Annotated in this window: 7 protein-coding genes and 4 pseudogenes; 8 read left to right on the forward strand and 3 right to left on the reverse strand. The window is 59.2% G+C overall.

Translation table 11 applies throughout. From position 1 onward, the window contains the following. Window positions 1–7 precede the first annotated feature (7 nt). Both AYM40_RS35815 and AYM40_RS39685 read left to right on the forward strand, forming a co-directional pair. Window positions 8–3,087: pseudogene (locus tag AYM40_RS35815) on the forward strand (Tn3 family transposase). Between the two features lie 119 nt (window positions 3,088–3,206). Continuing rightward, a pseudogene (locus AYM40_RS39685) lies at window positions 3,207–3,797 on the forward strand (IS21 family transposase); the annotation flags it as partial. Between the two features lie 73 nt (window positions 3,798–3,870). Here the strand turns inward: AYM40_RS39685 and AYM40_RS35825 are convergent. Genes AYM40_RS35825 through AYM40_RS35835 form a run of 3 tightly spaced genes read right to left on the reverse strand, consistent with a single transcriptional unit; the run spans window position 3,871 to window position 7,038 of the window. Next, a complete protein-coding gene (locus tag AYM40_RS35825; RefSeq protein WP_063500947.1) occupies window positions 3,871–4,866 on the reverse strand; it encodes a tyrosine-type recombinase/integrase in 996 nt (331 codons plus the stop codon). Beyond that, window positions 4,859–5,800 (reverse strand): tyrosine-type recombinase/integrase, encoded by a 942-nt coding sequence (locus tag AYM40_RS35830; protein WP_063500948.1) that lies wholly within the window; start codon window positions 5,798–5,800, stop codon window positions 4,859–4,861. Before AYM40_RS35830 ends, AYM40_RS35825 begins: the two co-directional genes overlap by 8 nt. Then, window positions 5,797–7,038: a tyrosine-type recombinase/integrase gene (locus tag AYM40_RS35835; protein ID WP_063500949.1), complete on the reverse strand. Its 1,242-nt coding sequence runs from the start codon at window positions 7,036–7,038 to the stop codon at window positions 5,797–5,799. Before AYM40_RS35835 ends, AYM40_RS35830 begins: the two co-directional genes overlap by 4 nt. Window positions 7,039–7,183: 145 nt before the next feature. Here AYM40_RS35835 and AYM40_RS35840 point away from each other — a divergent pair. The 6 genes and pseudogenes from AYM40_RS35840 to AYM40_RS35865 all read left to right on the forward strand — a co-directional run. Next, window positions 7,184–7,972, forward strand: a pseudogene (locus AYM40_RS35840) (Mu transposase domain-containing protein); the annotation flags it as partial. After that, window positions 7,969–8,787 (forward strand): IS21-like element helper ATPase IstB, encoded by an 819-nt coding sequence (gene istB, locus AYM40_RS35845; RefSeq protein WP_063500950.1) that lies wholly within the window; start codon window positions 7,969–7,971, stop codon window positions 8,785–8,787. The pseudogene AYM40_RS35840 and the gene istB, both read left to right, overlap by 4 nt. A 59-nt stretch (window positions 8,788–8,846) precedes the next feature. Further along, window positions 8,847–9,173, forward strand: a complete 327-nt coding sequence (locus AYM40_RS35850) for a tyrosine-type recombinase/integrase (RefSeq protein WP_082855543.1) — start codon at window positions 8,847–8,849, stop codon at window positions 9,171–9,173. Beyond that, a complete protein-coding gene (locus AYM40_RS35855; protein ID WP_063500951.1) occupies window positions 9,170–10,078 on the forward strand; it encodes a tyrosine-type recombinase/integrase in 909 nt (302 codons plus the stop codon). Before AYM40_RS35850 ends, AYM40_RS35855 begins: the two co-directional genes overlap by 4 nt. Beyond that, on the forward strand, window positions 10,075–11,064 hold the full coding sequence (locus tag AYM40_RS35860) for a tyrosine-type recombinase/integrase (protein WP_063500952.1): 990 nt from the start codon (window positions 10,075–10,077) through the stop codon (window positions 11,062–11,064). Before AYM40_RS35855 ends, AYM40_RS35860 begins: the two co-directional genes overlap by 4 nt. Window positions 11,065–11,168: 104 nt before the next feature. Continuing rightward, window positions 11,169–12,182 (forward strand): annotated as a pseudogene (locus tag AYM40_RS35865) (IS91 family transposase); the annotation flags it as partial. Window positions 12,183–12,841 lie beyond the last annotated feature (659 nt).

Here is a 12,841-nt window from a genome sequence, read left to right on the forward strand (position 1 = left end):
GCTTCCCATGGCAGCCAATTCGCATCGCCTGTCGATCCTGACACGCCACGAAATCGACGAACTGTACGCACTTCCACACTTTACCGACGAGGAGAGGCGCGCCTACTTTGAACTGGGCGAGGCCGAGCAACAGCTCGTTCAATCACGCACGACTTCGGTCGCCGCGTACCTGACATTGCAGCTCGGCTATTTCAAGGCAAAGCAGCAGTTCTTCGAATACGACCAGGATGCCATCCAGGACGATTTGCGGTACATCCTGTGCCGACACTTCCTGGATAAGGGGGCGGCCTCCATCAGTCCGCCTTCGACGCCAACCCGGCGCCTACTGCAGCACAGCATCCTCGATCTGTTTGGCTTCCAACTCTGCGACAGCGCCGCAAAAGCCGAGCTCGAGCGTCGCGCGCAACGCCTCGCCATGCTCTCCACGCAGCCTATCTTCATTCTACGAGAGACCCTCCAGTACCTGAAGCAGCAGCGCATCGTTGTGCCCATTTACACGTTTCTGCAAGACATGATCGGACGTGTCGTGAGTGCGGAGCGCCGGCGCGTCTCGAACCTGCTCAGCGATGCACTCACCACGGAGATCTCACAGCAGCTCGATGCAATGCTGTGCGCCGATGAATCGATGTACCGGATCAGCATCCTCAAGCACGAGTCAAAAGACTTCAGCTACAAGGAACTTCGTCAGGAATCGGGGCGTAGGGAATTCTTCGCGCCGGTGCATGAGTTCGCCAGGCACTTTCTCGAGACCACCGGAATTTCCACGGAAAGCGGCCGGTATTACGCGTCGCTCGTGAAGTTCTACACGGTGTACAAGCTGCAACGCATGCCAGTCGCCATCACGCGCCTGTACCTGCTGTGTTTTGCCTACTACCGGTTTCGCCAGATCAACGACAATCTGATCGAGGCCTTCATTTATCTGGTCGACCAGTATGAGCAGTCGGCCCGCCAGGCCGCTGAGGAGGCCGCGCAAAGCGCGCTCACCGACGCCAGCACCCATCTGAAGGCCGCCGGCCAGGTTCTCCATCTCTTTGTCGACGACTCGATCCCACGCAACGCGTCGTTCGCCAGCGTCAGGAAAAAAGCCTTCGCACTGCTCCCGCCCGAACGTTTCGAGCCGGTCTCCAACTACATGCGCAACGTCACGTTCGACAAGGTCAGCTTCGAATGGTCGCACTACACTGCGTTGTCGGCCGTTATCAAACGCAATGTCCGCCATCTGTTTGCCGGCCTCGAGTTCGCCGGCCGCGTCGAGGACGCGCCGTTGCTGGAGGCTGTCGCTTTCCTACAGGAGCTGTTCGGCAATGGTAAATCGCCCCGGCAGAGCAAGCCGTCCGCGTTTCCCACCGCGTTCATTCCGAAGAACCTGCAGCCCCACCTGTATCGCACTGAGGTCGGAAAAAAGAAACAGCTCGACGTCGATCGCTACGAATTTCTCGTCTATCGCCTCCTTCGTAACGCGCTCGAGGCGGGCGATGTGTTCAGTAATGACAGCACCGAGTTTCGCCGCTTCGAGGACGATCTGATCAGCGACGCGCGCTGGCAGCACAAGGACGATATCCTGCGCGAGATCGGTTTGCCGGTCCTGCTTGCGCCAATCGAAGAAACCCTCGCCACCTTGCACGACGACATCGAGGCTCAACTCAAGCTCGTCAACCACCACATCGAGCACCGCGACAACCCGCATATCAAGGTGCGCCAGCAGGGCAGCAAGCGTCGCTGGGGCCTGGTGTATCCGGACCCCGACGAGTCAGTCAACCATTCGTTCTACGGCCAGAGTTGCCCGGGATCGACGTCGCGAGGCTGTTATGGTTCGTCTCTGAACGCACCGGTTTCCTGAAGACGTTTACCCACGTGCTCGACCGCTATGTTAAACACGACGCCGACCCACGCGAAATCCTCGCCTGCGTAGTCGCCATGGGCACCAACATGGGGTTGCGGAAAATGGCCGAGGTGTCAGGCATCAGCTACGCTTCGCTCGCGAGCACCGCGCGCAACTATCTGCGCCCCGAAACCCTGCATGCCGCCAATGACGCGATTAGCAACGCGACCTCAGGCTTGCCGGCGTTCCATCTGTTCGACATCGGCGACCAGATCCATTCGAGCAGCGACGGTCAACGCTTCGAAACCCAGATCGACACCTTCAACGCACGGCACTCGCCCAAGTATTTCGGCCTCGACAAGGGCATCAGCGCCTGCACCGTCATCGCCAACCATGTGCCGATCAACATGAAAGTCATCGGCGCGCACGAGCACGAGAGCCATTACGTGTTCGACCTGCTCTACAACAATACGTCCGACATCCGACCGCAGGTCCATTCCACCGACACGCACGGCACCAACCAGGTGAACTTCTGGACCCTGTATACGTTCGACTATCAGTTTGCGCCGCGTTATCGCGATCTGCACAAGAAAATCGGCAGCCTCGTCGGCCAGCATCCACCGGGCCACTATGGAAACTGGGTGATCAAACCCTCGCGCAAGGCCTACGACGAGCTGATCGTCCGGGAATGGCCCAACGTCCAGCGCATCATGGTCTCGCTCGCACAAAAGGATGTCACGCAAGCCACGATCGTGAGGAAGCTCAGCAGCTACGTGCGTCAGAACCAGACAAAAAAGGCGCTCTGGGAACTCGACAACCTGTGCCGTACGCGCTATATCCTCCGGTTCATCAATGACGTCAACCTGCGTCAGGCCGTGCAGAAGGCCCTGAACCGCGGCGAAGCGTACCACCGCTTGCGTCGTGCGATCGCGTACGTCAACGGCGGCAAGCTGCGCGTCCATACCGAGGCCGAACAGCAACTCTGGAACGAGTGTTCACGCCTGATCGCCAACGCGATCATCCACCACAACACAGCGCTCCTTTCACGTGTGCACGAGCAGAAGCGTGCCGCAGGCGACCACGCCGCGATGGAACTGATCGCCAGCATGTCGCCCGTCGCCTGGCAGCATGTCAACCTGTTCGGCTCGTTCGAATTTGGCCCAGCGGGTACCCCCATCGACATCGACGTGCTCGCCGCGTATTACGACGATCCGGCGTATTGGGCCAAGGTACTGGAAGCCGCGTCTGAACCCGACGAGCGCTGAATTACTGCGGCGAAAATCCCTCAGTCCAGCGCGTTTCCCGCGCTAATACGCCTCTGAAAACCACGCCTGGAAAGGGTTTGGTGAAGATCTTCAGTTTTCGGGGGATGGGCAAAAATAGCCAACGTCAATGGCGCACGCGCGCCAATCCGTTCGCTGATGTTTGGGATAGCGAAGTCGTGCCATTACTACGCAGTTTCCCGAAACTCAAAGCGGTCACCTTGCTGCGCAAACTGCAGGAAGACCATTCTGGTCGCTTCCCCGACGGAATGCGGCGCACGCTGGAGCGGCATGTCAGCCAGTGGCGTGCGCTCGAAGGGCCCAGCAAGGAAGTGTTCTTCCCCCAGACGTATCAGCCCGGCGTACGGGGCCTGTCCGACTTCACGCATATGGAGAAACTGGGTGTGACGATCGCCGGCGTCGCGTTCGGACACATGCTCTATCACTTTGTGCTGGCGTTCTCGCGCTGGGAGTACGCCAGCGTCGTTGATAGCGGAGAGAGCTTCCAGGCTCTTGCGGCAGGTTTGCAGAACGCTCTATGGCAGGCGGGGGGCTGCCCGAGCGAACACCGCTCTGACAGCCTGTCGGCCGCCTTTAAGAATCTTCAGGAAAAAGAAGACTTCACGGTTCGCTATAAGGCGTTGCTTGAGCATTATGGGATGGAAGGCACGCGCAACAATCGAGGCCTGGGCCACGAGTATGGTGTGGTAAAAAAAATGTGCTGGTCGATAACCAACGAGGCGAAGGCAGCGTCTTTGCGGAAATCGAACAGCACATATTATTCGGCTACAGGGTGCGGAGGAAGGCCATCAGGTCGGGCTGATCACGCCATTGTTTTTGTACTTCGGCATTGCCTTGCACTTCGCATGTCGCCAGCGCCCGCGCCTTTGTTTCCAGGTTGATCTCGGCATAGATGTTGGTCGTCTCCAACGACACGTGCCCAAGCCAGCCGCGTATCGTATTGATGTCGACACCGGCCTGCAGTAGTAGCGAAGCGGTTGTATGCCGAATCACATGTGGGTGCACATTCTTGCCGGCGAGTGACGGCGCGCTGGCTGCAGCACGAATAGCGCAGCGCTTCACCAGAGCATGAATGCCGGAGCGCGTCATCGTCTGGTGGAAGCGGTTGAGGAACACAGGTTCGGCGGCGGCCCTGCCTTCAGTCTGTGAGCGCAACGCCTCGATTGTGGATTTCCAGAGCGGGCAGCGGCGATGTTTGTTCCCCTTGCCGACGATGCTGGCCGAACGCGTGTGCCAGTCAATGTCGCCAATCCTGAGCTGCGCGGCTTCGCTTGCACGCGCTCCTGAATTAAACATGAAGAGCAGTAACGCATGTTCGCGCTGCCCCTGTGCTGTATTCATGTCAGAGGCTGCGAGCAGGGCGTCCATTTCCTGCCTGCTAAGGTAGCTGATCTCCGGCCGACTGGTTCTCTTGACGGGAATCAGATGAATCTGTGCCCACCATTCGACGTATTCCGGTGCATGTTCGCCGATGAAACGAGCCAGCGCATGGATGCCGCCGAGCCGCTGATTTCGTGTGCTGACCATACAGTGGCGCTGTTCTTCCATGTGCGTCAGGAACAGGCGGACCATTTGCGCGGAGAGATCATCAACGCTCAGGCGGTCGATCCGTTTGTCGACCTTGGCGGCCAGATACGGAAGCAACAGCATGAGCATGTCGCGGTAACTTTTTTGCGTATTGATTGCAAGGTTACGTTCGCCCACCAGATACTCGATCAGGAACCGCCGGATCCACGGACCCAGCAGAGATGAGTTATTCATGATGCACCTCAAGGAAGTAAGTTTCAAAGCGCGTGCCCGCTTCATTCAGCAACTCGGGCGTCAGAGTGAGGTAGCGCTGGGTGCTCGCGAGATCGATGTGGCCGAGATAGGTGGCCAGTTGCGGTAACAACAGTTGCAACTCCACGCCACCGCGATACCAGGCGATTAGCCGGTGCACTGCGCCTGAGTGCCGCAAATCATGCAGCCTCGGCTGGCAGGACGCACCGCCTTCGCGTTGGATGTTTGCCAGGGCGCGCTGTCGCTGAAAGGCCTTGCACACAGCTTTCTGGGTCACAGGGCGACCATCGCGGAAACAGAAGAACGGCGCAGCCGGTGCCTGCCCAAATCTCTGGTTGCGTTGCCGGGCATAGGTTCGCATCGCACTATTCAGATCTGCGCCTAGCGGAACCAGCCTCGATTTATAGAATTTGCTCTCGTGCACATGCAGGACGGCTTCGTCGAGATTGACGTCCTGCATGGTTAGCCGCAAGGCTTCGCCATGGCGCAGGCAAGCGCCATACAGAATCAGAATGAGTGCACGCAAAACATATGCATCCAGCAGACCGTATGGACTGCATGCCGCCGGAGCCACGTCGAGCAGGCGCTTTAATTCCTGCTGCGAATAGATATAGGGTATCAGCGGTGGCGGCAATTCCGGACTGTAGGGAGAAAGTGGAGAAGCCGAGACATGCCCACGCGAGAGGGCAAAACGAAACAGGCAGTCAAGTACCGACCTTCTCTTGCGCCAATGGTTAGTCAGCGGCCTGTTGCCAGTCAGGAAGTCATGTACATGCCTGAGCGTGACCGACGTCACATCAATGTTGCCATCAACCCGGCGGCAGAATGAGGCAAGCGTGGCCGCTTCGGAATCAAAGCGCATGCCCAACGCCCGTTTGTGGCTCACGTATTGGGCGACAACTTCGGAGAGCGTCATAGCAAACTCCCCAGATCGATTTCGGCCACACGCCTCAGTCCGCTCAGGTCAACCTTCGCATAGGTTCTCGTCGACGAAGCGCTGCGATGGCCGAGATGATCGCCGATCTCCTTCAGGGCAAAACCAGCATCGAGTAAGTGCCGGGCATTGGCATGCCTCAGGCAATGTGCGCCACGCCGCGGGATGTCGATGCCAAGCACTGCGAGACGCGATCGGACAATGTCGCTTACGCGCGCAGGTGACAACGGTCGGATCGGCGCCTCAACCGACAGGAACAGCTCACGATGAGCGCTTCGTGGACGCGCCTCCTTCAGGTAACGCAGAATGGCATTCCCAACTGTTGCCACCAGCGGATATTGCTGTGTGCAACGCTGCTTGGGACGATGGACATGAAGGATCTCGCCGCACCAGTCTATATCCTCCAGACGGAGCAGTACCACCTCGCCGCGCCTCAGTCCGTAGACAACCAGCAGCATGATCATCGCACGGTTGCGTAGATCGATCGCACTGTCGCCGACAAAACTGGCGACGAATCTTTGCACGTCATCCCAATCTGGCCCGAGCGGCAAACCCTCCTCCCTATACACCACGGGTGCTTCAATGCCGCACGCAACGTCGGTAGCCCAGCCTTGTCCTTCTGCATACCGGAAGAAATTGCGCAGCGTGCTCGCAAGCGCGTGCAATGACACTCTGGACCAGCCATGGTTGCCCTGGTACGCGAGGTAGGTGTCGACGTCGTGGATAGTGAGAGCATCAATTGCCCTGTCAGGGCGGCAGACCATCGCCAGAAAATGACCGATCTCATCACGACAGTTTGAAATCGTAGCAGGAGAGAGTCCTCGCTGGTCGCGCATGAAATCGACGTAGTGTTCGACATAGCGAACAAATGGTTCTCTCGTGGGATGCCGTTCCTCCAGACGCCCCAGAAAACACAGCCAGGCCGTGGCGGTATGGATGAACAGAAGCCGCGAGCTGCGGGACTCGTTCGTGCGCTCACTTCGAACGAGACGAATCCGGTGGTCAACCGCAAACGCGATTTCCTCGTGCGTTATTAACCGCGGGCGGGACAGATCCATGCTCTGCGAAAAAACCAGCAGGACCCACGCGATCTTGCGGATCGACTTAGGCGGATAACCCAGTTCCTGACAATGTACGAGGAAGCGTTTCCTGGATTCCACGCAGGGCGCGAGCGTGTGGGCAGCAAGAACATGCGGACGCGTAAAGAGAGTCTCAAACATGATATTCCCCCAATGTGGATCAGTGGAATATCAGTATCAGCCTGAAATTATGTCGCCATGGACGCGTCAACCTGACAGGCAATACAGGGTCATTAAGAGGCACCGCGACATTTTTTTTACCACACCATACTCATTTTTATGGGCTCGAGCCCATAACAACGAGAACGGCAGTGTCGAATCCTCGCATCGATGGCTGAAGGAAGCGGTCGATCAGGCCTTGTTACTGCGCGGTCATCGGGATTTCGACGACCGGCCAGCCTATGACGAATTTGTGCGCAGTGTGGTGATGCGCCGCAACCGGCGCAATGCCGCCGCATTCCAGGTCGAGCGTGAGTACCTGCGGGATCTGCCTGAGCACCGTACCACCGACTTCGTCGAGGACGAGGCGCGCGTGACGCGCTGTGGCACTTTTACGGTGGACAACAGCCTCTACAGCGCACCGTCACGCCTGATCGGACATCGCCTGAAGGTGCGGCTCTATAACGATCGGCTTGACTGCTATCTGTCTGGCGCGCTGGTACACAGCACGGCGCGCGTCACACGCACGAGCAAAGGCCGCGGACGCGCCATTGACTACCGGCATTTTATTGAGTCGCTCAAACGCAAACCTCAGGCCTTCAGGGGCCTCGTGTTTCGTGACGATCTGTTTCCGCGCGAAGCTTACCGCCGGACATGGGAACGCCTGGATCAAGCGCTGAGCCCGCGCAACGCCTGCAAGGCCATGGTGGGCCTGCTCGATCTGGCCGGGAACCACGGCGTGGAGGCTCAACTGGCAGAACGGCTCGACGCCTTGCTCGCGCTCGGGAATCTGCCCGATCTGAAGGCGCTCTTCGACGAATTCGCGCCGCGTGAGGCCGAATGTCCCGTTGTGTCGGTCGAGATGCCGGACGCCTCGATCTACGACGCGTTGCTTGATGAAGAGGTGTTCGCATGAGCGCACCAACTTACGACATCGGCCGCATGGGACTGATGCTCAATGAACTGCGTCTGCCAACGATTGGTCGGCTGTGGTCTGACTTCGCCCAGCGCTCGGATAAAGAAGGCTGGCAAGCCTCGCAACTGTTGGGCGTATTGTTCGAGCATGAACTGGCTGAACGGGCGAAACGCAGACTGGAACGTCATCGTGTCGAATCACAATTGGACCCGACCAAGACTCTTGCCACGTTCGACTTCAGTGTCGTGCCCATGGTATCGAAGGCACACGTCATGGCGCTGGCCACCGGCGATGCGTGGCTCGAGAAGGGCGCCACGATCCTCCTGTTTGGGCCACCTGGCGGGGGCAAGAGCCATCTTGGAAGCGCCATCGGACACGCGCTGATCGATGCAGGGTACCGCGTTCTATGCACGCGGACCAGTGACTTGGTGCAGAAACTTCAGGCTGCGCGAAAGAGTCTGCAATTGCCCTCGGCACTCGCCAAACTCGACCGCTTCGATCTGATCATCCTGGACGATCTGTCCTACGTCAGGAAGGACCAGGCTGAAACCAGCGTGCTGTTCGAGTTGATAGCTGAAAGGTATGAGCGCAAAAGTCTTCTCATAACGGCAAATCAGCCGTTCTCGGGCTGGCATAACGTCTTCCCGGACCCCGGCATGACGGTGGCCGCCATAGACAGGCTTGTTCATCACTCGACGATCTTCGAGTTGAATGTCGAAAGCTATCGGCGCCGCAACGCCAGCGACAAACAGAAAGAGCGGCGGCGTCAACTACCAACCGACGACCACAACGGAGCGACAACTATAGCCAATTGACAGCGACAATTACCCCCGTCGACCGGCCATCGTAGTTGTCGCGCAACCGGACATCGTAGTTGACGATATCCACGCGACCTCGAGTTGCCTGCAGCGACCACGTCTTTGTTCGAAACATCGCCCCCTTCAAGCCGTTTATCTCAGGCGATTGCATATCGTCGGTAGTGAAGCGTGCACTAAAACGGGCCGGGGTGAGTTCGCCCGCCAAAGGCGCACATCTGCTGCGCCACACAGCGGCGACCGAGATGTTGCGTCATGGGCTTCCCCTCGACCAGATTGGCCAGGTCCTGAGGCATCGCGGCATCGATACCACGGCCTATTACGCCAAGGTCGACGTCGCGCTGCTCAGGCAAATCGCGCAGCCATGGCCGGAGGTGATGAAATGATGCCGGCCGTGGAGTCCTATCTTGCCGCGCGGCGTGCCGCCGGCTTCAAATTACTGAACGCAGACTATCTGTTGCGCAGCTTCGCGTGCTTTGCCGTCAAGCGCGGTGAAACGCACGTTCGCGCGCAAACCGCAATCGACTGGGCCGCCGAGGCTGCGTCGGTGGCCCAGCGTGACGCGAGGCTAAAGACCGTGTGTCGGTTCGCCCGGTATCTGCGTACCGAAGATCAAACCCATGAGCTGCCGCCCGCCCGGTACTTTGGCTACCGAAAGACACGCCGTGTCCCGTTCATCTACTCGCGCGCCGACATCGAGCGCCTGGTCAACGCAGCCTTGCAATCGGGTCCTCGCGATACGTTGCAACCACAGACGTATGCGACATTAATCGCCCTGCTGTCCGCCACCGGCATGCGGATCTCTGAGGCCCTGAACCTGCGGCGTGCCGACATTACCCCCGAAGGATTACTCATACGAAAGAGCAAATTCCAGAAGAGCCGTCTGGTTCCACTGCACGAGACGGCGGCGGAGGGTTTGCAGAGGTACTTGACCCTGCGGCGGCGGGCCCGTCCGGGTGACGACCATGTGTTCGTTGATGACGATGGGCGCCCGCTCAGATATACGGTCGCTTATTGGATGTTCCAGAAGCTGCTGAAGATCGCCGGCATCGGCACCACCCACAACGGTCACCGTCCCCGCCTACATGAGCTCAGGCACACGTTCGCCGTCAGGGCACTGGAGGTGAGCCCGGAAGGGCGGGACCGTGTTGGGCGGCACATGCTGGCCCTTGCGACCTACATGGGTCACGTCAACATCAACGCCACCTATTGGTATCTGGAGGCAACTCCCGAGCTTCTGCATGACATTGCTGTTGCCGCAGAAGGGTTTCTCACTGGAGAACAGAAATGATCCCGATCGCGCCGCACATTGTGGCATTTCTTCGTCAAAACCTTGCTCATGAGAGAGGCGCTAGCCAACACACCTGCGACTCCTATGCTTGCACCTTCCAGCTCCTGTTCGAGTTTGCCGCCGGGAGACTCAGGATGACGCCGTCGTCGCTAGCGCTGGAGCAGCTCGATGCGAGACTGATCAGCGACTTCCTGGAATATCTGGAAGATACGCGCCAGAACTCGCCCGGGACTCGCAATGTCCGGTTGGCTGCAATCAGGTCCTTCTTCCACTTCCTTGAGTATCGCGAGCCCGCGATACTCGAACAGGCGCGACGAATCCTGGGCATTCCCTACAAGAAAACTGATTCACGGTTAGTGCCGTATCTGGGCGAGGAAGAGGTTCAGGCCCTGCTCGATGCGCCCGATCCGTCAACGCGCGAGGGGATCCGGGACCGGGCGATGCTGCATCTGGCCATCTGCGCTGGACTGCGTGTATCGGAACTGACGGGTTTGCAAGCCGCCGACGTTGTGTTCCCGTCGATGAGCATCCGTGTTCACGGCAAGGGTCGGCGGGAGCGCGCATTGCCCCTGTGGAAAACGACTGCTAATGCATTGCGTGCCTGGATAGCGGTACGGGGAGCTGTTGCAGTACCGGAATTGTTCGTCAATGCTCGCGGTGAAGCAATGAGTCGCTGGGGTTTCGCGTATATCCTTAAATGCCATGCTGAGACAGCTCGTCATACGTGTCCCTCGCTATCGAAGAAGCAGGTATCACCACATGTATTGAGGCATACCTGCGCAATGATAGTACTACGAAGCACTCAGGATATCCGGAAAGTGTCCTTATGGCTCGGGCATAGCGATCTGGCGACCACTGAAATCTACACTCGCGCTGACCCAACTGAGAAGCTCGAAGCCCTCAATGCGATCGTCCCACCACATTTGCGCAGGGGTTCGTTTCGGCCGTCCGACAAGGTAATCGCCATGCTCAGGGCCAAGCTTTAATGGAGAGTTAAACGGGCGCGTAGTCCGCTCCGCGCTCGCTCCGAGACATCTTCTCCCCATATGGAACCACTTCCCATAAGGCAGGTAACGGAGTGCACTCCGTTACGTGCCGGAATCGCCACTGTCCCAGGTGCCAGTCGCTAGCCCGTGCACAATGGCTTGACGACCGTCAGGCCGATCTGCTGCCGGTACCGTACTTCCACGTGGTGTTCACGGTGCCGCAGGAGATCGCTGCGATCGCCTACCAGAACAAGGCGGTGGTCTACGACATCCTCTTTCAGGCCACTGCCGAAACACTGCAGACCATCGCTGCTGATCCGAAACACCTCGGCGCTGGCATCGGCTTCATCGCGATCCTCCATACCTGGGGCCAGAACCTGCTCCACCATCCTCACCTGCATTGCGTGGTCCCGGGCGGCGGTCTGGCGCCGGACCACTCACGCTGGATTGCCTGCCGTCCTGGTTTCTTCCTGCCGGTGCGCGTGCTATCACGCCTGTTCCGGCGTCTGTTCCTCGAGCGGCTGAGGCGTGCCTTTGACACTGGGCGCCTGCGGTTCTTCAACTCCCTCGCGCCCCTGCAGCACGTCCAGGCATTCGCCCGCTATCTGGATGGCCCGCGACGCGCGGAATGGGTGGTGTACGCGAAGGAACCGTTCGGCGGCCCGCAGCAGGTACTCGACTACCTCGGGCGTTACACGCATCGCGTCGCCATCTCGAACAATCGCCTGATCGATATCACTGATGGACAGGTCACGTTCCACTGGAAGGACTACCGCCATGAATCCGCACAGCGCGTGATGCAGCTCGATGCGCCGGAGTTCATCCGCCGCTTCCTGCTTCACGTGCTGCCGCGCGGACTGCAGCGTATCCGTCACTACGGATTCCTCAGCAACCGGCGCCGCGAAACCGGACTCGCCGAATGCCGGCGGCTGCTCGACGTCATACCACCGCGCGCGACTGCCACTGATGAGATCAGCCAGGACTATCGTGACCACTACGCCAGACTCACCGGTCGATCCCTGCGTGACTGTCCAGCGTGTGCGCGCGGACACATGGTATGCATCGAACTACTACCGCATCACGCCCGGCCGCGGGCACCTCCCGCTGGTGTGCCGTGACGTCCGCGCCTTCACGCTCCGCGCACCTGTCCGGACAACCGTTCGCCCGGTTGCGGCAGCGCTTTGGCCACGCCGCGGCGATCACGGTGCCACTGCGCACATCGTACCGTCCGTCACGATCGTACAAGCGTCCTCGCAACCTTCACACGCAGCAGCGGCACGTCTTCCACGACGCATCCAGCACCGCCATCTGCAACATCACGGTCATCACCCTGATTCAATGCCCATAGCCGCTGACGCCGGCGGAGCGGTTTAGCTCAAAGAATTTTTAGCGAAGCGGACGCGGATTTCGCGCCGTGCCTGCGCGCATCCCCGTGCGCCGCTTCCGCTCCGCTAAAAATCCTCTGCCTTATCAGCATTGCATTTAATGGGCTAAAATGGGGGCAGGGCGCACCGCGCCCCGCTGGCTATGGCCTTTCCGTCGCCGGCATCCCCATGGTAACGAGGCGTGAATGTCGCAAGTGCCGGTCGATGTACGTCAGCTGCTCAGAGCCACGGCGTCAAGCCTCTGGGCCACCGTGCAGTGAAGTGGAAGTAGAAGCGTTTTGGAAGTAAAAGTAGAAGCAGCCTGGGCGCAAGTGGTCCACGTCGCCCACCCAGATGGTCATCAGGTCCGTTCCGTTCGTACCCTATTCACCGCCCCGTGCGCAGAGTTCCGG

The sequence above is a fragment of the Paraburkholderia phytofirmans OLGA172 genome (assembly GCF_001634365.1).
Taxonomy (GTDB): domain Bacteria; phylum Pseudomonadota; class Gammaproteobacteria; order Burkholderiales; family Burkholderiaceae; genus Paraburkholderia.